Genomic DNA, 20,568 nt, shown 5'->3' with positions numbered 1-20,568 from the left:
CACTTCGCGACCGGGGCGGCACAGTCGGCCGCCAAGCCCGCTACTCGGCAGGATTCATGGGGCAAACGGAGTTCACGAGCGGACCCGGCGATCAGCGCGGCGCGATATCACCTTGCGGCAGCACACTTCCGGGCACGGCGTCCACCGGCGCCGACCGGCCGTCCACCACCGCGGGCACCGTGCTCGTCGAGGTGTCGCCACCCCAGTCCCCCGCCCGCAGATGCGCCAGCGTGATGAGCGCGACCACCACGAACGCGCTCAGCAGCGCGGCCACCGCCAGCACGGCGAAACCGACCTGCGCCTGCTCGACCAGCTCACCCGGATGCACACCGCTGGGCTTGCGGACGGTCGAAGTGCGTGTGCCACGGTCGTATACGACCACCCCGCCGCCGGGCCGCGCGTGGCGTGGACGGCGGTCGACAACGGATCGGTGGGTGGCATCCAGGGTCCGCGTGCGCAAGGTGCCCCGATGCACCCGCGGGACGGTTTCGAAGGCGAGATCTATCTCCGCCGCGCCGATCTCGCGCGGGTCGACCACGCGAGTATCGATCGCACGGGCGTCGTCGACCCGGGGCGCGAGCGCCTTCCCGGTCGCGCCGATCTCCGTGTTGATGTCGCTGATCGCAGTGCTCATCGGACAAACCTCCGTGGTGGGTGCTCCGTCTGTGTTCGAGCTGGGGTGTTCGAGCCGGGCGGACCGGTCGGGCTGGTCGGTGCCGCTGTTCAGTGCCGCTTTTCGATGCATTGTTCGCTCAGGTGTTCGAAGAACTGATGTTCGATTTCTACCACGTGCCACCGACAATGTCAGTAGGAAACGCCCGACACTCTCGAACAGATGTTTGAAACATCGGCCCGACCGGACTAGATTCGAAAGACGAAATTCAGGACAGGCCATGCAGAGATATGCCGGGCGGCGGATCAGCCCGGACACAGCAAGGAAGGGCGGTTGCGGTGAGGCACACAGACGACACGGACATAGAGAGCGAAGGCGGCGTCGACACGGCGGTTACCGAAGCGGATCTCACCGTGCGTCAACGCAAAGTGCTGGACGTGATCCGCACTTCGGTGAGCGAGCGCGGGTACCCGCCGAGCATCCGGGAGATCGGCGACGCCGTCGGCCTGACGTCCACCTCCTCGGTAGCGCATCAGCTGCGCGCGCTGGAGCGCAAGGGCTTTCTGCGGCGCGACCCGAATCGTCCACGCGCCGTGGACGTTCGCGGCCTCGACGAGGTGGGCCGCGCGGTCACCAGCCTGCACGCCGCCGCGGTCGACGAATCCGACGGCGCCGCAGCCGATCCGGGCCGGCCGACGCCGACCTTCGTGCCGGTCCTCGGCCGGATCGCCGCCGGTGGCCCGATCCTGGCCGAGCAGGCGGTGGAGGACGTGTTCCCGCTGCCGCGGGAGCTGGTCGGCGAGGGCTCGCTGTTCCTGCTGAAGGTCGTCGGTCAGTCGATGATCGACGCGGCGATCTGCGACGGCGACTGGGTGGTGGTGCGGCAGCAGAACGTCGCCGACAACGGGGACATCGTCGCCGCCATGATCGACGGCGAGGCCACGGTGAAGACGTTCAAGCGCACCGGCAAGGACGTCTGGCTGATGCCGCACAACCCGGTGTTCGAACCGATTCCCGGCAATGACGCGCAGGTACTCGGCAAGGTCGTCACGGTGATCCGCAAGGTCTAGCCGAGCTCGACAGGCGAACGGCCGCACGGTGATCCGTGCGGCCGTTCGCGCGTCCGCGGCGTTCACAGCACATTGCCAGCGAGCGCCCAGCGCCTTCACCGCTGCGCCGGTCATGCTCCTGCGGTGACCACGATCAGCGCCGACCCGGCCCTGCCCGATGCGACCGACACCGCGGACCCGCCCGAGCCGGACGGCCTGCCGCCGGCCCACCGCTGGGAACGGGCGGGACTCGCCGCGCTCCTGATCGGCACCGGCGTCGCCTATCTATGGCACATCACCGTCAACGGCATGGGCAACAACTTCTACGCCGCCGCCACGTGGGCGGGCTCGCGCGACGGGAAGGCGCTGCTGTTCGGCTCGCTCGATCCCGGCAACTTCATCACCGTCGACAAGCCGCCGGTCTCCCAGTGGGTCATGGGGCTGTCCGGTCAGCTGTTCGGCTTCAGCAGCGCGAGCATGCTGATCCCGCAGGCGTTGATGGCGGTCGCCGCCGTCGCGTTGACCTATGCCGCGCTCACGCGCGCGACCGGCAGTCGCGGCGCCGGGCTGCTCGCCGGGGCGGTGCTGGCGGTTACCCCGGTGGTGGCGTTGATGTTCCGGTTCAACAATCCCGACGCGGTGATGGTGCTGCTCATGACCGCCGGGGCATACTGCACGATTCGAGCGCTGACGCACGCGAGTCCGCGCTGGTTGATGGCGGCCGGGGTGGCGCTCGGCTTCGCGTTCCTGGCCAAGATGCTCGAGGGGTTGATGGTGCTGCCCGCGTTGGGCATCGCCTATCTCATCGTCGCGCCGACATCCCTGCGGAATCGCTTGTGGCACTTGGCCGGTGCCGCCGTCGCGTTGGTCGTCTCGTCGGGTTGGTATGTACTGCTCACCATGCTGTGGCCCGCGTCCTCGCGACCATATCTGGCCGGTTCGACGAACAACACTTTTATGGATCTCGTGCTGGGCTACAACGGTTTCGCGCGATTCCTCGGGCAGAATCACCGAGGCGGCGGCAACCGGTTCGCATTGCCGCCCGGCTATGAGATGCCGCACGACCTCGGGGGCGGCGGATTCGGTGGGTTCGGTGGATCGGGGCCGTGGAAGCTGTTCACCGGCGAGATCGGCTTCGAGATCTCCTGGCTGCTGCCCGCGGCGTTGCTGGCGTTCGCGGTGGTGCTGATATCGCGGTGGCGCGCACCGCGTACTGATCGAATACGCGGCGCGGCATTGGTTTTCGGTCTGTGGCTGATCATCGACGGGATCGCGTTCACCACGATGAAGGGCGGCATGCACGCCTACTACACGCTGGCCATCGGACCGGCGGTGGCGGCCACGTTCGCCCTCGGCGTGCACGAGGTATGGCGCCGGCGTGCCGAGACGTTCGGCCGAATCGGCTCCGCCGCAATGATTCTCGCTACCGGCGTCTGGGCCTTCGTACTGCTGACCCGAAACGCCGACTGGCTGCCGTGGTTGCGCTGGACCTTGCTCGCGGTGTCGGCGCTCGCCGCTCTCGGGCTGCTGGCCACCGCGTTCCCCACCGGGTCCCCGCGCGTGCGCGCCCGCGCCGCCTCGGTGCTGGTGATCGCGGGCCTGCTGGCCGGACTCGGCGGAACCACCGCCTACGCGGCCGCCACGCTGCCCAGAGAACACACCGGCGGCAGTCCGTCCGTAGGCCCGGCGAAACCCGAAAAGCCCGGCCCCGCAAACCAAATGCGCCGCGCCGTCACCGCGTTCCTCGACGGCTCGACCGAACCCAGAGTCGTCGAACTGCTCCGCAACACGACAACCACCTGGTCCGCCGCCGTCGACCGCTCCGCCACCGCCGCGGGTCTGGAACTCGACAGCCGCACCGCCGTCATCGCCATCGGCGGCTTCACCTCCGACGACCCGGTCCCCACCCTCCCCGACTTCGAACACCTGGTCGCCACCCACCAGGTGACCTACTATCTCGCCCAGGAAGTGCAACTCCCGGACTCCTGGAAAGTCCCCGACCAACCGGGCATCATCCCCGACCCCGGACAACAGACCGCCGCACCGGGCCGGCCACCGACCGAGCCCGGCCTGTGGCGCCCCTCCGGCAACAAGGAGATCGCCGACTGGGTCGCCGCCCACTACACCCCGGTCCACATCGGCAACGTCGCGGTGTACGACCTCACCACCCCCACCCACCCGTGACCACACTTACAATCAGTACTGCCTGAGCCATTGCGGGCGCGGTTCGCCGGAGTAAGCACGGATCTCCGCACGCTGATGCCCACGGTGTCACCCGTGGCGGTGTCCCTGGACGTGCCGGCGCGCACTCGCACGCCGCCGCCGCACCGCCCGTTGATCAGCGACCGGAATTCTGTCGGTGGGCGGTGCGATAGTGGATCCGTGGCAAGTTGGCGCGATTTCGAGGACGAGGCTCCGAAGCTGGCGGCGGCGGTGAAGCGGCGGTTCGAGCTACACGAGAGTCATGTGCTGGCAACGATCCGGCGCGACGGATCACCGCGGGTCAGCGGTTCGGAGGTCGCGTTCCACGGCGCCGACCTGGTCTTCGGATCCATGCCCAACGCACGGAAGGTACGAGACCTCCAGCGGGACGGCCGCTGTGCGATTCACGCGCATCCGGCCGACGGCGACGCCAAGGTATCCGGCGTCGCCGTGGAACTGACCGACCCGGCCGAGCGCGCGGCGGCCGGCGCCGACCCCACCGGCGAAGACCACGCCTTCCGGCTCGACCTCACCGCCGCCGTCCTCACCACCGTGGACCAGGAACAACAACTACTGGTCGTCGAGGTATGGCACCCCGGCCGAGGCGTCCACACCACCAAACGTCACTGACCAAACGGGACCCGGTGGCGGCGCCATGCCAGAAAGCCACCATAATGTCCCGCCCGGCGACAGTGTTCACGGTCAACGGGACGTGGTCGCGGAAAGGTGTGAGTGGAGGCTCCACCGTGTCCCGTTGGTGGGTGCGTGACTGACGCCAATGGAATGGCTGTGGTGTGGATCTCGGGGCGTGGATACGCTGGGTGAACATGACGACTGATCACGATGCGGGGCCTACGCACGCCGACCTGACCGAGCACGTCGCACGCTGGGTCGAGTTGTTCAATGCGCGGGACATCGCCGCACTCGACGGGCTCTACGATCCCGACGCTGTCGTGGTCCCCCAGCCCGGGCATCCGGTCGCCGGCGACGCCCGATCCGCCGCCCTGGCCGACTTCATGGGCTTGGGCGTACCCATGAAAGCCGCACTGCGCCAGGCGTATATCGCGAACGATATCGCGCTGCTCGTGATCGAATGGTCGTTGACCGGCGCTGGCCCCGACGGACGCGAGATCGATATGGGCGGCACCGCGACCGATGTCGTCCGGCGCGGCGCCGACGGGCAGTGGCGCTTCGTCATCGACAATCCCTCGGGTACCGCGACCTGACGATCAGTGCCGTCCGGCTAACCGCGCGTTGGTCACCTGAAGCTGGCGGGCGGTGCTCGCCTCGAGGTTGCGGAGCCGGCCGGGGTCAAGGCGGCCGCACAGGCGACCCCAGTGCACGGCGACTCGGTCGCCGCGGGTCACGTCGGGGACGGCCGAGTAGCCGTCGGTCCAGATTCCGGCGTGCCGGGGTCTGGGTTCCGACAGGCTCAATGCGCTTCCGTCCCAGACCAATTCGCGGCGACTGAGCGTGATGCCGGTTTCCGCGCAGTCGAGTACGGTGCCCCAGGAGATGCGGCAGCCGTCGAGCACCCGGACCGGGTGGTCGCTCTTCCCCTTGCCGAGCAGGCGGGTCCAGGGGTATACGCCGAATACGTGGAAGCAGTGGTTGGCGGCCGCTTCGCCGGCGAGGTCAGCGGTCAGATGGGTCCAGTAGTGACCGGCCAACGGCCCGATGAGGGCGAGCAGCTCGGCGGTGAAGGCTTCGGGGTCGAGGTCCGCGCCGATACCGCCGCCCAGCCAATACGATTCGACCAGGCGGTGGTCGAGTGGGTCGGCGATGCCGGTCAGTCTGGACATCACCTGTAGGTAGGGCCACGCACCGGAAAACTGCTTGGCCACCGCACGCACATCGGCCTCGGTCCCGGCGCGTAGCGCGACGGCCTCCGCCGGTCCGCAGAACCCGAGTCGATTCGGCGCGTAGGCGTACCTGGCGAAGATCTCCGTGCCACGCTCAACCCGCTCGATAGCGGACTCCTCTCACGATCCGTTCGATTCCCTGCTGTCTCAACAGGTCCGGAGGCACCTCCCCTGCGGGGTGGTCGTCAGCGCGAGCGCCGCCGAGACAACACTCGCCCCGGCTGTCGCTGCCACGCGCGGGTAAACGACCCTGGCTCAACAGATTCGGGGCAACTGCTCCCCCGCCGGGAGATCGACCACGCGGGTGCCGCCCAGTGCGGTCCGCGCGACCACCATGCCGGGGTGTTCCTCGACGCAGACGCCGATGGCCGCGGCGCGGGAGCCGAGCGGATGCTCGCGCATCGCGGCCAGCACCATGTCCGCGTCCTCCGGTGCGACGAAGGCGACCAGCTTGCCCTCGTTGGCGACGTACATCGGGTCGAGCCCGAGCAAACCGCACGCGTCGCGTACGGCGGCGGGCACCGGCAGCCTCCGTTCATCCAGTGACACACCGACCTTCGCGGCGCGCGCGATCTCGTTGAGCGTGGCCGACACGCCACCCCGGGTCGGGTCACGCAGGACGTGCAGGTCCGCGCCCGTGGCGAGCATCGCGGCGACCAGGCCGTTGAGCGGCGCGGTGTCGCTGCACACGGTGGTGCCGAATTCGAGCCCTTCGCGACAGCTCATCACCGCGATGCCGTGCACCCCGATGTCGCCGCTGACGATCACCACGTCACCGGGCCGCGCCCGCTGCGGCCGGATGTCGACGCCGTCGTCCACGAGCCCGATGCCGGCCGTATTGATGAAAATGCCGTCACCGTGCCCGGAGTCGACCACCTTGGTGTCGCCGGTGACCAGGGTGACCCCGGCCGCGAGCGCCGCCGTGCCGACTGCCTTGGCGACCTGGGCGATCTCGGCGAGCGCGGTGCCCTCCTCCAGGATGAACGCGGTGGACAGCACCATCGGGCGCGCGCCGGACATCGCGAGGTCGTTGACCGTGCCGTTGACCGCGAGGTCACCGATCGAGCCGCCGGGGAAGATCAGCGGCTTCACCACGAACGAGTCGGTGGAGAACGCGAGCCGCACACCGCCGAGGGTGACCACCGCGGAGTCGCCGAGCCCCGCGTCCGCGGCCGCACCGAAGGCGGGCAGGAAGAGGTGTTCGATCAGCTCGCCCGACATCGCGCCGCCACCGCCGTGCCCCATCACGATGTTGGGCGAATCCCGCAGCGGCATCGGGCAGACCCAGCTCTCCATGTCTATGGTCGCCCCCGCGACGACCGTTTCGTCAGGCATGAGCCACCTCCGCGGGCAGATCCAGACGCCGGTACAGGTAGTAGGCCGCGCACGCGCCCTCGGACGAGACCATGGTGGCGCCCAGCGGGTTTCGCGGCGTGCACTGCTTGCCGAACGCGGCGCACTCGTGCGGTTTGATCAGGCCCTGCAGCACCTCGCCGGAGCGGCAGATCGACGACTCGTCGGTGTGCATGTCGCTGACGGCGTACCGCAGCTCGGCGTCATAGTCCTGATAACGCTCGGACAACTTCCATCCGCTGCGCGGAATCATGCCGATGCCGCGCCAGGCCCGGTCGGTCACGTCGAACACGTCGCGCAGCATGGCCCGCGCGGCCGGGTTGCCCGCCGTCCGCACCGCGCGCGGATAGGCGTTCTCCAGCTCGTATCTGCCTGCCTCGAGCTGGATCACCGTGCGGCGGATGCCCTCCAGGATGTCGAGCGGCTCGAAACCGGTAACCACCATCGGCACTTTGTATTTCGCGGCCAGCGGCGGGTACTCCTCGGTGCCCATCACGCTGCACACATGCCCGGCCGCGAGGAACGCCTGCACCCGGCAGCTCGGCGACTCCATGATCGCGGCGATCGCCGGCGGCACCAGCACGTGTGAGACGAGCAGCGAGAAGTTCTCGATGCCAAGGCGTTTGGCTTGGTACACGGTCATCGCGTTGGCCGGCGCGGTGGTCTCGAAGCCGATGCCGAAGAACACCACCTGACGGTCGGGGTTGTCCCTGGCGATGTTCAGCGCGTCCAGCGGCGAGTAGACCACGCGCACGTCGCCGCCCTCGCTCTTCACGTGGAACAGGTCCTTCGAACTGCCCGGCACGCGCAGCATGTCGCCGAACGAGCAGAAGATCACGCCGGGGCGGGCGGCGATCGCCAGCGCCTTGTCGATCACCTCCAGCGGGGTGACGCACACCGGGCAGCCGGGGCCGTGGATCATCTCGATCTCGTTCGGCAGCAGCTGGTCGATGCCGTGCCGGATGATCGAATGCGTCTGCCCGCCACAGACTTCCATGATCGCCCAGCGCCGCGTGGTCACCGCGCGAATCTTGTCGAGCAGCTTCGCGGCCAGATCCGGATTGCTGAACTCGTCGAGATACTTCATGACGTCACCTCTGTCTCTGGTTGGGCTGGTGCGGCGGTCGGATCGGCGAGGCCCGCCTGTTTCGCCGCGAGCGCGAAGCCGTCGCCGAATTCCTCGTTGAGCACGCCGAGACGTTCGAACTCGGCCAGCGTCGCCAGCGCCGATTCCTCGTCCAGGCGCTGGATGGCGAAGCCGACGTGGACCACCACGTAATCGCCGACCGCGGCGTCCGGGATGTATTCCAGGCACACGTCTTTGTGCACGCCGCCGAAGTCGACCACCGACATCAGGGTGCCGTCGCGTTCCTGCAGGTCGAGCACTTTTCCTGGTACGGCCAGGCACATAGTCGCACTCCTTTCCTCATCCCGCGCCGACCGCGAGTAGTTGCCCGAACGCCAGGCCGCCGTCGTTGGGCGGCAGCCTGCGCTGGGAGATGACCGCAAAGCCGTTGTCCTGCAACAGTCCGCGGGTGCGGGCGAGCAGCAGGGCATTCTGGAAGACGCCGCCGGAGAGGGCGACCGGGGTCGACGGGGTCGAATAGGCCACCGCCAGTTCGAGAATCAGGTGCGCCACCGCGTCGTGGAAGCGGGCGCCGATCACGGCGGCCGGAATGCCCTGTGCCGCATCCGCTACCACCGCGGCCAGGACCGGAGCCGGGTCGAGCAGCGCGGGCTCGTCGGTGGATATCTCGAATCGATACCCGGCATCGTCCGACACCCCCCGCGCCAACCCTTCGAGTTCGATCGCCGCCTGCGCCTCGTAATCCACCACGTGCCGGACCCCGGCCAGTGACGACACCGCGTCGAACAATCGGCCCATGCTGGAGGTCGGCACGCACCCGAGGCCGGTCTCGAATTGATGTCTCAGCACGCCACGTTCGCCGGCCGGGCAGGCTCGCACCGACGGAATCGACGCCGACCATTCGATGCCCGCCGCCCACAGGTGAGCCAGCGCCATCCGGTACGGGCGGTGCACGCTCACGTCGCCACCCGCCAGCGGCGCGTACTTCAGGTGGGCCAGTCGCCGGAATCCCTTGTAGCCGGCCGCGAGCACCTCACCGCCCCACACCGCGCCATCCGGCCCGAACCCGGTGCCGTCGAACGCGATCCCGAGAACCGTTGCCGCCGCGCCCAATCCGTGCTCCCCCATGACGGATGCGATATGCGCGTGATGGTGCTGCACCAGCCGCACCGGGCGGTCCCCCGCATGCCGCCGCGCCCACGCGGTGGACCGGTAGCCGGGGTGCGCGTCGGCGACGATCTGGATCGGCTCGACGCCGGTCAGCTGTTCGAGGTGATGTTCAGCGTCATCGAACGCACGCAGCGTGGCGAGGTCGTCCATGTCCCCGATGTGCTGGCTCAGCCACGCATACCGCCCATCCGCCACCGCGCACGTGTTCTTCAAATCGGCACCCACCGCCAGCGTCGGCGGCATCGGAATCGGCAGCGCCAGCGGCAACGGCGCATAGCCCCGCGAGCGGCGCACGGGCAGCTCGATCCCGTCCACCAGCCGGACCACCGAGTCGTCGCACGGGACGAGAATGCGCCGATTGTGCGACAGCCAGCCGTCCGCAAGACCGGTAAGCCGGGCCCGCGCATCCTCGTCGTCATAGCAAATCGGTTCCCCACCAAGGTTTCCCGAAGTCATGACCAGCACCCGCGGCCCCGGCGGATCCCCGGGCAGCCCGAACAGCAGCAGGTGCAACGGCGCGTAAGCAATCATCACCCCCAGATCAGGGTTGCCCGGCGCCACAGACGCCGCCGGAGCCACCTCGTTGACCGCGTCCGGGCGGCCGGCGCTGCCGATCCGGATATCGGGCCGACCGGGCACAGGCCGGTCGGCCTCGGCCACGCCGACGGACACAGCCGATTCCAGCCGTGCCGACTGCTCGATGGATTCGGCACCTGGCCGCACCGGCGGGGGCGCCGTCGCACCGAGTTCCGTCGGCACCCGGCCTGCCGTGGAGCGGGCGTCTACCGCCCGCCGGGCACCTGCCGCCCGCGAATCATCTACCGCCGGAGCGGAGCTCAAGCCCCCACAGCGAGCCAGCAGCACGATCGGCCGCGCCGGGCTCGTGAGCAGGGCGGCAGCCGCGGCGTCGACCTCGACAATCGCGCGGGCGGTGTCCAAGTCCGGCACCATGATGGCGAATGGCTTGTCGCCGCGGCACTTTCGCCTGCGTAGTTCGGCGACCGCGGATTCGTTGGTGGCGTCGCAGGCGAGGTGGTAGCCGCCGATGCCTTTGACGGCGAGGATGCCGCCGTCGCGCAACAGGTGTCGAGCGGCGGTCAGCGGGTCGCCGGGGGCGGTGTAGGCAAGCGTGGGGCCACAGTCGGGGCAGGCGATGGGCTGGGCGTGGAAGCGGCGGTTGGCGGGGTCGGCGTATTCGGCGGCGCAGCGGGCGCACATCGGGAAGTCGGCCATCGAGGTGTGCGGGCGGTCGTAGGGCAGGCTCGCGATGATGGTGAAGCGGGGGCCGCAGTTGGTGCAGTTGATGAACGGGTGGCGGTAGCGGCGGTCGGCCGGATCGGCGAGTTCGCGGGCGCACTCCGCGCAGAGGGCGACGTCCGGCGAGGCCAGGGTGCGGCCCACACCGTCGCGGGTGGTGTCGGCGATGTGGAAGCCGGTGCCGCCGCGCAGCGGAATGGTCTCCTGCTCGACCGATTCGACCACGGCCAGCGGCGGCGGGTGCACCCGCACCCGGCGCACGAACTCGTCCAGATCAGCTGGTGCGCCCTCGATTTCGACCAGCACGCCGGAGCTGTCGTTCGAAACCCGCCCGGACAACGCCAGTTCCGCGGCGGTGGTGTAGACGAAGGGCCGGAAGCCGACCCCCTGCACCACGCCGCGCACCACCACCTTGCGCCGCGACCGGTGCGCGGTCATGGTTCGTCACCGCTCCCGAGCAGGCGCAACCCGGACAGCGCCGCCGCCGCGCCCGCCTCGTCGGTCTTCTCCACCACGAAGCCCATATGGATGATCACCCAGTCGGCGGGCCGCACCGGATCGCCGTCCAACAGCCCGATATTCACCTTCCGCTGCTCACCCTGGACATCGACCAGCGCGATCTGATCGTGGTATCCGTCGAGGATCTCGACGACCTGGCCGGGAATGCCGAGGCACATGGCTCATTTCTCCTCTCGACCGGCCGATGGCCGGTCAGTGCGCGACGACACCGCGGATTCGGTGGTCGAGTCCGGCGACAAACCCGCGAGGACCTCGACGACCGCCGAGATCGCCGTATCCACCGCGGCGGCAACGGGTGCGGACAGGCCCATGCCCGCTTCGACGTTCTCGACCTGGCAACCGACCACGTACGTCGGCGGCAGCGTGCCGCCCAGAGCCCGAACACCGGCGAACACCGCTTCCGGATTCATCGCGTGCGCATCGAGATTCGCGGCGCCGGCGCCCTCCGGCTCGGCCTGGAATACCCGGACACTGCCCGGCGCACCGCGATTCGGCACCGCGTCGATCAGCACCAGCGCGTCCCACCCGTCGAGCAGGTCATACGCCAGATGCATCCCGCGAATCCCGTAATCGACCACACGCACGGCGGGATCGGGGTGGTGGGGCAACCGCCGCACCACCTCCGGCCCGAATCCGTCGTCGCCGAGGAAAATATTGCCGATCCCCGCGACCAGCACCGTCGTCGTCAGATCACCCCTGATCCTCGGTCGGCGCGGTCGCCCCGCCGACATCCGCGCCGCCGACTTCGCCGGTGGCGATCTCGTCCGGAGCGGTCGCGCGACCCCCGTACGGTGAAATCGGCGTCGGTCATGACGTTGTCCTCGGCACTACATATGCCGAATCTTCAGGTACCGCCGCAAATCCGGTATCGAGCGAATGCCGATGTACGCGGCGCCGACGACGACCACCGCGACGACTGCGGTCGCGATGATTCCGACGATCTCCATATCGGGCCTCCTTCTACTTTTCTGGGCTGGCGAGTGGTTCGATTTCATCCGGCGCGAAATACAGGTAGCGCCCGTACCATTCGTGCAGATCCGCCGCCGGGTCGTCCTCGATGACGACCCCGACGTGCGCGTGGCCGTCCACGTCCTCGTGCACCGAGGTGACGCGGGCGAGCTTGCCGTCGAAGAACAGGTCCTGCGCATCGGCCCGCCGAGAGGGATGCAACCGCACCAGGCTGCCCTTGCGCACCCGCACCCCGGCGATCGACACCGCATCGGACTCCGGTCGAACGGCGTTGTCGGCCAGCGGATCCCACCAGTCGACGCCCTCGGGAATCTCCGGAATCAGCCGGGCCTGACCGAGATACGGATCGCGCAGCACGCCGTGCAGCTGCTGCATCGACTCCGGTGTCATGGCGTCGCAGCGGTCGATGATCTGGGCCGCCCGCGCATCGGTGGCACGGGCCTGCGCCTTCTCCTCGTCGGTCATGGTCATCACCCGCAGCGTGAGGATCTCGTCGATCTCGGTGGAGTCGAACAGCGGACCCTCGCTCTGCTCGGCGATCTCCGGGTGGTCGTAGAGGATGATCGGCGAGATCAGCAGCAGGCTGTGGTCGCCCGGCGGTCCGGCGAGCACCGGAAAGCAACGGTCGCGCCCACAGCGGGCGGCGGCCGCGGCCGCGTCGTCCGGCGGTTCGAGCAACGAAATGAACTGCCCGCCGGTGACTTCGGCGATGATGTGGGCGCCGATCAGCGAGCGGGCGATGGCATCGCGCTGGTCCGTCGCGGGCGGGCCGATATTGCGGAGCAGCACCGAGAGCCGCGTATAGCCGGCGTCCCGGTCGACGGAGAGTTCGAGTTCCGCGTCGAGGGCGAGGCGGGTACGCACCAATCGGCCGGCCAGCCTGCCCTTCGAGTTCGTGATGTCTTCGATGTCGGTGCCGCCACTCACCCGCACCGGCCACGTCCCCGCGACGAGCGGCAGCGGGCCGACCACGACTTCGCGTTCGGCGGCCTCGTCCCAGGCGATCCAGGACTGGGCATCGACGGTCAGCTCCGGGGTCCGCACCCCGTCTCGGTCCTCGACCGCGCGCCGCTGCAATTGCAGGAACCGGACCGCCAGGGTGATCGCCGTGTCGGGGAGCGCGTCGATCAGGCACTGTGCCGAGATACTCGATTCCTCGCCGCACCCGGCCGCGGCGGCGCCCTGCGGGCCGAGCACGCCGAACTGCCAGCGCGACTGGTTCTTTCGCGAACTCGCCCGATAGGGATAGAGCAGGTAGCCCTCGTACAGCACCGCGTCGGCGACGGCGCGGGCCCTGGCTCTGGTCTCGTCGGTCATGGCTGTGCCTCGCCACCGTTGGACGTCTGCTCGGTACATCGCGCCAGCAGCTGGGACACCGCGTCGTCGAAACCGAGCATGCCGTGTCCGGACTTGTACGCGGCCAGCGCATCCAGGGTCTCCCTGCGCAAGCGCACCCAGCCGGTGTTCGGATAGTGCGCGGCCATCACGTCGTGCCACACCGAGACCGGCATGTCGAACTTGTCCTCGCGATCCCACGGAATCTGCTGAATGCCGAAACCCGTTGTCCTGCGCAGAAATACCGTTCCGCTGAACAGAAAGAGCAACGGCACGCTGCCTTCTCGCAGCGCGTGCAGATACTTGGACCCGGTCACCTCGAAGTCGTAGGTGACCGGCATCGGCAGATCCACCTCGGACCCGCCGTGGAACCCGCGAATCATGGTGGCGCAGTGCATCCAGAGAAAGGTCCGCTGGGTGTCCCGCCAGCGCTCCCGCGGACCGAACAGGTCGGCCAGGCCCGCGCCCTCCTCCTCGGTGTAGCGGCGGCGATGCGGTTCGATGCGCACCTGCGCGCGCAACGCGATGGCGTGCACGGGTTCCTCGGCGAGCGAGGCGATGCCGATGCGCGCGGTCAGATTCGGGCTCACGGCAAAGGGTTCCGGCTTGACGTCGAGCACCGCGAAGGTCATCGAGTTGACCGGGCTCATCGCGCACCGCCCGGAGGCGCGGGCCGCGCCCGCGCCGACACCGCGGCGAAGAACCGATCGAGGTAGTCGCGCACGTCCCGGCCACCGTCGAAGCCCTGCCACAGCGTGCGCATGCGGCCGACGAACTCGTAACAGGCGTCGATCGGCAGCAGCAGACACGTCGCGTCACCGGTGCCGCGTTCGGGCACCCGGATGAGCAGCGCCTCGACATCCGCTGCCAGCACGGACAATTCGGGATGCCGGTCCAGCACCGCCTGCCATTCGGCCAGCGGCAGTTCGGATTCGGTCGCACCGGCCGGTCCCGGATAGAACGCGACGGTCCGGTCCAGCGCGGAGTTGTGGAAGAAGAACGCGAGTCCCACCGGGATCTCCAGCGCGTCCCACTCCCCCTGGCTGATGTCGAAGCCGGGGAACCGCAGGTAGCGGTCCGGCACCGCGCGATAGCGCAGCCGGGCGCCCTGATCGGTGAAGAGCAGATAGCACCCGCGACAGGTGCACATCAGTTGCCGGCCTTCGACATTCACCACGTGCTGGTGCTCGTCGGTGATCGGCTCGGCGCACATCTCGCACCGCTCCCCGGCCGGGGTCGCCGGTGGGCGAGCGGCGGTGATGCGCTGCAGGACACGAAACGGTGAGCTCATCCGCGCACCCCCAGCGGCACGGCCACCGACAGCTCCCCGGCCCGCACCAGCACGGGCAGCGGCTCGAGATGTCCGTCGCCGTCCACCCGCGCACCGGCCCGCACGGCATCGAAATGCGCGAGACAGTGCGGACAGCGCAGCACCGCGTCGCCGACCGGATAGCCGACCCGCCGATGCAGCGCGGCACCCGCCATGGAGTGGTCGCAGCTCGGGCAGTGATCCCGGTAGACGAACAGGTTGTCGCCCACCCGGCAGGCCAGCACGACCAGGCCGGCGATCGCGAACCCGCCCACCTCGCCGGGTCGAAGTTCCCCGAGTTCCGGTACGGGAACCCAGTTTCCGGCGGGGCGGTCGGACTGCTGAGCACCGGCGTGCACCCGGGAGAACAACGAGTCGGCCGAGATCACGCCCGATGCGGCCGGCGGCTGCGCCACTTCGATGGACACGATCTCGGGCGCGGCCGCGCGCACCGCGTCCTCGACCGCCAATTCCAAGGTCACCGATGACGACGGGCAGGTCTTGCAGCTGCCAGACAGCTCGAGCCGGACCACCCCGTCCTCGACGCCGAGCAGGGCCACGTCGCCGCCGTGCGACCCGAGGTAGGGCCGCACGGTATCGAGCGCCGTCCGGATCCGGGTGTGCACGTCGTGCGGGTGCAGTCCGTGCACGAGGAGCAGGCTGGCGACCAGATCGTCGCGCACGAGCCGCTCGATCGCGCCGGTGTCGTCGCCGAGCAGCCGCAGCACGCGCCGCAACCCCGCGCCGTACAGATCCGCGACCTCGCGCACCAGATTCTCCGCCCGCTCACGCGCCATGGCACCACCGGCCGAACTCGCGTCCAGCAGGGTCTCGATCCGTTCACCCGCTGTCCGCCAACGGGTTTCGTCATCGAGCGCGGTGTCTGGTTGGTCTCCCGGACGATCGTCCACGGTCATCTCTTCCGACCCTCCGCTCGACCGGGCCTCACTCCGCGGTCAGCGTTTGCGTCGGTGAGTGCAGTTTCTCCAGCGTCTTGCCGTCGCCGAGGTACATGTGCACGCCGCAGGGCAGGCAGGGATCGAAGCTGCGCACGGTGCGCATGATGTCGATGCCCTTGAAGTGCTCGCGGTCGTTCTCCTCGAAGATCGGCTGGCCCTGCACCGCGTCCTCGTACGGGCCCGGCGTGCCGTAGCTGTCGCGCGGATTGGCGTTCCACGGCGTCGGCGGGTACGGGTGGTAGTTCGCGATCTTGCCGTCCCGGATCACCATGTGGTGCGACAGCACGCCGCGCACCGCCTCGGTGAAGCCGCAGCCGATGCCCTCGTCGGGCACCTCGAACTTCTCCCAGGTCTTGGTGTGGCCGGCCCGGATCTCCGCGAGCGCCTTCTCCGCGAAGTGCAGTGCGCACGCGGCGGCATAGGCCTGGAAGTAGGTGCGGGCCCGGTTGCGTTCGATCGTGTTGCTGCCGTGCACGGGGATGTGCCATTCGAAGCTGACCGGCCCCTTCAGCGCGGTCTTCGGCAGGTTGATCTGCACGCTGTGCCCGGTCGACTTCACATAACCGATGTCGACCAGCCCGGCCAGCGCGGTCGGCCACAGCCGGGCGAGCGGCCCGCCGCCGGTGTCGAGCGCGAGATGGTCCGTGCCGTCGTACCAGCGCGGCGACATGACCCAGCTGTACTTGTCGTCCATGTCGCGCTTCTGCGGCCTGGGGTTCGTGTGCTGGTTCCAGGGATGCCTGCGGTCCACCGGATTGCCCAGCGGATCGGCCTTGACGAACATCTCCTGATCGGTCCAGTCGTCGTAATACGAACTGCCCAAAAGGATTCGGATGCCGAGGTTGATGTCGACCAGCGACGTGGTGACCAGTCTGCCGTCGACGACGACACCAGGGGTGACGAACATCTTGCGGCCCCACTCGGCCATGTCCTTATAGGCGAAGTTGCACACGTCGGGGTCCTGGAACGAGCCCCAGCAGCCGAGCAGGGTGCGGCGCAGGCCGACCTGTTCGTACCCGGGCAGCGCCTCGTAGAAGAAGTCGAACAGGTCGTCGTGCATCGGCACGACCTTCTTCATGAACTCGACATAGCGCATCAGCCGGGACATGTAGTCGGTCATCAGCTGGATCGTCGCGACCGTGCCGACGCCACCGGGATACAGCGTGGACGGATGCACGTGCCTGCCTTCCATCAGGCAGAACATCTCGCGCGTATACCGGCTGACCTGCAACGCTTCTCGATAGAACTCGCCGGTGAACGGGTTGAGCGCCCGCATGATGTCGGCGATGGTCCGGTAGCCGTGGTCGTTGGAGTGCGGCGAGAGGGTCTGCTCGGCCATGGCCAGCACGCCGGGATTGGTCTCGGCGACCATGCGCTCGCAGAAGTCCACGCCGACCAGGTTCTCCTGGAAGATGTTGTGGTCGAACATGTACTCGGCGGCCTCGCCGAGATTGACGATCCACTCGCCCAGGGCCGGCGGCTTCACCCCGTACGCCATGTTCTGGCAATAGCAGGAGCACGTCGCGTGGTTGTCACCGCAGATGCCGCAGATGCGACTGGTGATGAAGTGCGCGTCGCGCGGATCCTTGCCCTTCATGAAGATCGAGTAGCCGCGGAAGATCGACGAAGTGCTGTGGCACTCGACGACTTCCCGGTTCTCGAAGTCGATCTTGGTATAGATACCCAGGCTGCCGACGATGCGCGTGATCGGATCCCAGGCCATCTCGACGAGGCTGTTGGGTTCGATCTTCTTGTGCGACGGCTCGGGAACGATGGCAGTCATCGAAGATCCTCCTACCAGGTGCGAGTCGCGCCAGTGGTCAGCTTCTCGCCCTTGTGCCGCCAGCGCGGCTCTTGGTCGACCGTGCGGCCGGTGATGTGTCGGAGGCTGCGGATCACCGATCCGTAGAGTCCGGATGCGGCGGAGGAGAGCTTCCCGCCGGGTGGTTCGTCCATGAACGGCATGAACTTGTCCGGGAAGCCGGGCATGGTGCAGCCGATGCAGATGCCGCCCACATTCGGGCAACCGCCGACGCCGTTGATCCAACCGCGCTTGGGCACATTGCATTTGACGACCGGGCCCCAACAGCCCAGTTTGACAATGCATTTCGGCGAGCCGTACTCGGTCGCGAAATCGCCCTGCTCGTAATAGCCTGCGCGGTCGCAACCTTCGTGCACGGTCGCGCCGAACAGCCACTTGGGGCGTAGCGCCTCGTCGAGCGGGATCATCGGCGCCTGGCCGGTGGCCATGTAGAGCAGGTAGGTGAGCGTCTCGGACAGGTTGTCCGGCTGAATCGGGCAGCCGGGCACGCACACGATCGGGATGCCTGCCTTGCTCTGCCAATCCCAGCCGAGATAATCGGGCACGCCCATGGCACCGGTGGGGTTGCCCGCCATCGCGTGGATGCCGCCGTAGGTGGCGCAGGTGCCGACCGCGACGACCGCGGTCGCCTTGGGCGCCAAGCGATCCAGCCACTCGCTGGTGGTCATCGGCTGGCCCGTCGCGGGGTTATTGCCGAAACCACACCAGTACCCTTCGTCGTGCAAATTTTCGTTGGGTATCGAACCCTCTACGACCAGCACAAAGGGTTCCAGTTCGCCTCTATCGGCTTTGAAAAACCACTCCAGGAAGTCGTCGGCCCCACCGTTCGGGCCGCACTCGAAATCGATCAGCGGCCAATGCACCGCGATTTTGGGGAGCCCGGGTAGGGCGCCAAGGGCGATCTCTTCGATACTTGGCTGGGTGGCGGCGGTTAGTGCTACCGAGTCTCCATCGCAACTCAGACCCGCGTTGATCCAGAGCACATGGATCAGAGTCTCTTCGGCACGCACTGCTTCTTGAGTTGGCATCTAGCTGCCACCTTCCACAGCGGATCATCGGATTCGCGGTCTCTCTAGGCTTGAAGACACATCAACCGAATGTGATCCTGATCACGTTATATTAATCCCGGCTTGACAACATCCTCAAGACCGCTCGATTTCAGAGGACGGTGTTGCTCCAAAAGCCAGGAGTACCAGCGATCCATGCCGTGACCTGTGGTAACCGACAGCGGCAGGATCTCGACACCCGGATGCACCGCCCTGGCAAACTCGCCGCACTTGTCCAGATCGAAGTCGACATAAGGCAGCAGATCGATCTTGTTGATCAGCACCAACTCGGCCGCGGCGAACATGTGCGGATACTTCAACGGTTTGTCCGTGCCCTCGGTCACCGAGATAACCACGACCTTGCTGCGTTCCCCGAGATCGAACAGCGCCGGGCAGACCAGATTCCCGACGTTTTCGATGAACAACACGGTGCCGCGCGCGGGATCAAGGGTTTCCAGCGCCTGGCGCAACATCTGCGCGTCCAGGTGGCAACCGGCGCCGGTGTTGATCTGCACGACCGCGCAGCCGGTCGCCTGGATGCGCTCGGCGTCCAGCAGGGTCGCCTGATCGCCCTCGATCACCGCCACCGGCAGGTCGCCGAGCTCGCGGATGGTCCGCTCGAGCAGGGTGGTCTTGCCCGCGCCCGGCGAGCTCATCATGTTCATCGCGAGGATGTCGCGCTCGGCCAGCCACTCCCGATTATGTTGTGCCAGTTCGTCGTTCTTGGCGAGCACCTTCAGTTCCAGGCTGACCGTCTCGGTGCGGGGCAGGTGTACGTGATCGGCGCCGGGGCCGTGGTGATGATCATGGCCGGGCTCGTGGTCGTGCCCATGATCGCCGTGCTGGTGGTGTTCGTGCGGGACACGGATCACGGCTGCCGCGTCGTCGCCACATCCACAGGTTGCGCACATGCTTCGCTCACTTCCATCGACCGGATGCGGAGCTCGCGTCCGGAAAGGATCTCGACGTCAGCGCTCCCGCATCGACACAGCACAATCGGATCGGCCAAGCCGAATTCGGCGCCGCACGACCGGCACTCGCCGGTGCCGAGTATTTGCTCGATGACGAGTCGCGCCCCCTCCGCGACCGTCCCCTCGGCGGCGAGTTCGAAACAGAATTGCATCGCGTCGGGTACTACCGCACATAACGCGCCGACCTCGACGGTGACGCTGTGTACGGTCCGGCCTGCCGCGTGCTCACACACAGCATCGATGACGCTCTGGGTGATGGCCATTTCGTGCATCGCGGTTCTCGGATCATCGAGTAGGAACCCCTTTCGAGGCTACCTCCGCGCCCGCGGCCCCCGGGGCCGAATCAGTTCGCTCGTTCGGTTCGGGTGGCCACGATTCCGGCGAGAATGACGCACAGGCCGTGGTCGAACTCGGCATCGAAGTCCGCCGTGAAAAGGTCGCCCACCATTGCGGCGGTCAGCGGGAAACGGCCAGCGTCGAGGACCGTTTCGATTCGGTCGGGCCGGTAGGGATTGCTGTCGTACTCCGCGCCACCGCGGGCCTGCTCCTCGATCACGAAGCCGACCGTGTAATGCAGCAGGATCGGAAATACGCGGGCCGCCTCGGGCAGGGTGAAGCCGGCGTCCTCGAGCGTGCGTAACGTCAATTCCACTGTGCGCCACATTGCTTCGTCGTCGACGTAGGTGCCGGCCAGGACGTTCGCGCCGTCGCGATAGCGCAGCATCGAACGGCGCAGCCGGGCGGCGAGCGCGATCGTCCAGTCCTGCCAGGTCTCGTCGCGCCGCGGCGCCTCGACGCCGTCGATGGCGTCGACGAAGACGGTGCGGGCCATCGCGTCGAGCAGTTCACGCTTGTTCTTGACGTGCCAGTAGAGCGCGGGGGCTTGCACGTCGAGCGCGGCGGCGACCTTGCGCATGGTCAGGCCGTCGAGGCCGACCTCGTCGAGCAGGTCGAGCGCCGCCTGGGCGATGACCTGGGTATCGAGCTTCACTCGCCGCCTCCTGTCGGGGATCTCTTGACAGTTTAACAACGTTCACTTCTACTT

General features: G+C 67.9%; 22 protein-coding genes. 4 read left to right on the top strand and 18 right to left on the bottom strand.

All coding sequences use genetic code 11. The annotated features are described in order from the left end of the window. Positions 1-91: 91 nt before the first annotated feature. Positions 92-634, bottom strand: a complete 543-nt coding sequence (locus ACFQ9K_RS07305; protein WP_378726044.1) for a hypothetical protein — start codon at positions 632-634, stop codon at positions 92-94. Positions 635-951: 317 nt separating this feature from the next. On the opposite strand from ACFQ9K_RS07305, the gene lexA reads away from it, so the two are divergent. The 4 genes from lexA (at position 952) to ACFQ9K_RS07285 (ending at position 5,090) form a co-directional block, all read left to right on the top strand. Next, positions 952-1,683: a transcriptional repressor LexA gene (gene lexA / locus ACFQ9K_RS07300; RefSeq protein WP_378726042.1), complete on the top strand. Its 732-nt coding sequence runs from the start codon at positions 952-954 to the stop codon at positions 1,681-1,683. Positions 1,684-1,806: 123 nt separating this feature from the next. Continuing rightward, the gene (locus ACFQ9K_RS07295) at positions 1,807-3,846 is read left to right on the top strand and encodes an ArnT family glycosyltransferase (protein ID WP_378727193.1); all 2,040 of its coding nucleotides are present in this window, start codon (positions 1,807-1,809) and stop codon (positions 3,844-3,846) included. A gap of 198 nt (positions 3,847-4,044) precedes the next feature. After that, entirely contained in the window at positions 4,045-4,494 is a 450-nt protein-coding gene (locus tag ACFQ9K_RS07290; protein ID WP_378982895.1) for a pyridoxamine 5'-phosphate oxidase family protein, read from the top strand. Positions 4,495-4,691: 197 nt separating this feature from the next. Continuing rightward, on the top strand, positions 4,692-5,090 hold the full coding sequence (locus ACFQ9K_RS07285) for a YybH family protein (RefSeq protein WP_378719159.1): 399 nt from the start codon (positions 4,692-4,694) through the stop codon (positions 5,088-5,090). A 3-nt stretch (positions 5,091-5,093) separates the two neighbouring features. Here the strand turns inward: ACFQ9K_RS07285 and ACFQ9K_RS07280 are convergent, their stop codons facing one another. From ACFQ9K_RS07280 to ACFQ9K_RS07200, 17 genes are all read right to left on the bottom strand, one after another. After that, on the bottom strand, positions 5,094-5,834 hold the full coding sequence (locus tag ACFQ9K_RS07280; RefSeq protein WP_378719172.1) for a DUF6390 family protein: 741 nt from the start codon (positions 5,832-5,834) through the stop codon (positions 5,094-5,096). A 147-nt stretch (positions 5,835-5,981) separates the two neighbouring features. Beyond that, entirely contained in the window at positions 5,982-7,061 is a 1,080-nt protein-coding gene (gene hypE / locus ACFQ9K_RS07275) for a hydrogenase expression/formation protein HypE (RefSeq protein WP_378719157.1), read from the bottom strand. Beyond that, positions 7,054-8,166: a hydrogenase formation protein HypD gene (gene hypD / locus ACFQ9K_RS07270; protein ID WP_378719155.1), complete on the bottom strand. Its 1,113-nt coding sequence runs from the start codon at positions 8,164-8,166 to the stop codon at positions 7,054-7,056. The genes hypE and hypD overlap by 8 nt, the downstream gene beginning before the upstream one ends. Continuing rightward, a complete protein-coding gene (locus ACFQ9K_RS07265) occupies positions 8,163-8,489 on the bottom strand; it encodes a HypC/HybG/HupF family hydrogenase formation chaperone (RefSeq protein WP_378719153.1) in 327 nt (108 codons plus the stop codon). Before ACFQ9K_RS07265 ends, hypD begins: the two co-directional genes overlap by 4 nt. A gap of 16 nt (positions 8,490-8,505) precedes the next feature. Further along, complete coding sequence (locus tag ACFQ9K_RS07260) at positions 8,506-11,031, bottom strand: carbamoyltransferase HypF (RefSeq protein WP_378719151.1); 2,526 nt, start codon at positions 11,029-11,031, stop codon at positions 8,506-8,508. Next, on the bottom strand, positions 11,028-11,270 hold the full coding sequence (locus tag ACFQ9K_RS07255) for a HypC/HybG/HupF family hydrogenase formation chaperone (protein WP_378719148.1): 243 nt from the start codon (positions 11,268-11,270) through the stop codon (positions 11,028-11,030). Before ACFQ9K_RS07255 ends, ACFQ9K_RS07260 begins: the two co-directional genes overlap by 4 nt. A 3-nt stretch (positions 11,271-11,273) precedes the next feature. After that, the gene (locus tag ACFQ9K_RS07250) at positions 11,274-11,843 is read right to left on the bottom strand and encodes a hydrogenase maturation protease (protein ID WP_378719146.1); all 570 of its coding nucleotides are present in this window, start codon (positions 11,841-11,843) and stop codon (positions 11,274-11,276) included. Positions 11,844-11,939: 96 nt separating this feature from the next. Continuing rightward, positions 11,940-12,059, bottom strand: a complete 120-nt coding sequence (locus tag ACFQ9K_RS07245) for a DUF6893 family small protein (RefSeq protein ID WP_378719143.1) — start codon at positions 12,057-12,059, stop codon at positions 11,940-11,942. A 13-nt stretch (positions 12,060-12,072) separates the two neighbouring features. Further along, positions 12,073-13,398 carry a hypothetical protein gene (locus ACFQ9K_RS07240; protein WP_378719141.1) on the bottom strand — a complete coding sequence of 442 codons (1,326 nt, stop codon included), beginning with the start codon at positions 13,396-13,398 and terminating at the stop codon, positions 12,073-12,075. Next, positions 13,395-14,066, bottom strand: a complete 672-nt coding sequence (locus ACFQ9K_RS07235; RefSeq protein WP_378719139.1) for a DUF6084 family protein — start codon at positions 14,064-14,066, stop codon at positions 13,395-13,397. Before ACFQ9K_RS07235 ends, ACFQ9K_RS07240 begins: the two co-directional genes overlap by 4 nt. Beyond that, the gene (locus ACFQ9K_RS07230; protein ID WP_378719137.1) at positions 14,063-14,707 is read right to left on the bottom strand and encodes a DUF5947 family protein; all 645 of its coding nucleotides are present in this window, start codon (positions 14,705-14,707) and stop codon (positions 14,063-14,065) included. The genes ACFQ9K_RS07235 and ACFQ9K_RS07230 overlap by 4 nt, the downstream gene beginning before the upstream one ends. Then, the gene (locus ACFQ9K_RS07225; RefSeq protein WP_378719135.1) at positions 14,704-15,642 is read right to left on the bottom strand and encodes a NifU family protein; all 939 of its coding nucleotides are present in this window, start codon (positions 15,640-15,642) and stop codon (positions 14,704-14,706) included. The genes ACFQ9K_RS07230 and ACFQ9K_RS07225 overlap by 4 nt, the downstream gene beginning before the upstream one ends. 28 nt (positions 15,643-15,670) lie before the next feature. After that, the gene (locus ACFQ9K_RS07220; protein ID WP_378719133.1) at positions 15,671-17,467 is read right to left on the bottom strand and encodes a nickel-dependent hydrogenase large subunit; all 1,797 of its coding nucleotides are present in this window, start codon (positions 17,465-17,467) and stop codon (positions 15,671-15,673) included. An 11-nt stretch (positions 17,468-17,478) separates the two neighbouring features. After that, positions 17,479-18,534: a hydrogenase expression protein HypE gene (locus ACFQ9K_RS07215; protein ID WP_378719132.1), complete on the bottom strand. Its 1,056-nt coding sequence runs from the start codon at positions 18,532-18,534 to the stop codon at positions 17,479-17,481. An 86-nt stretch (positions 18,535-18,620) separates the two neighbouring features. Continuing rightward, positions 18,621-19,463: a hydrogenase nickel incorporation protein HypB gene (gene hypB / locus ACFQ9K_RS07210; protein WP_378719130.1), complete on the bottom strand. Its 843-nt coding sequence runs from the start codon at positions 19,461-19,463 to the stop codon at positions 18,621-18,623. After that, on the bottom strand, positions 19,421-19,795 hold the full coding sequence (locus ACFQ9K_RS07205; RefSeq protein WP_378719128.1) for a hydrogenase maturation nickel metallochaperone HypA: 375 nt from the start codon (positions 19,793-19,795) through the stop codon (positions 19,421-19,423). Before ACFQ9K_RS07205 ends, hypB begins: the two co-directional genes overlap by 43 nt. A gap of 71 nt (positions 19,796-19,866) precedes the next feature. Next, entirely contained in the window at positions 19,867-20,514 is a 648-nt protein-coding gene (locus tag ACFQ9K_RS07200; RefSeq protein ID WP_378719127.1) for a TetR/AcrR family transcriptional regulator C-terminal domain-containing protein, read from the bottom strand. Between the last annotated feature and the right edge of the window lie 54 nt (positions 20,515-20,568).

This window comes from Nocardia sp. NPDC056564 (assembly GCF_042793755.1).
In the GTDB taxonomy this organism is placed as follows: Bacteria; Actinomycetota; Actinomycetes; order Mycobacteriales; family Mycobacteriaceae; genus Nocardia.
This window is presented reverse-complemented; position numbering and strand designations above follow the sequence as displayed.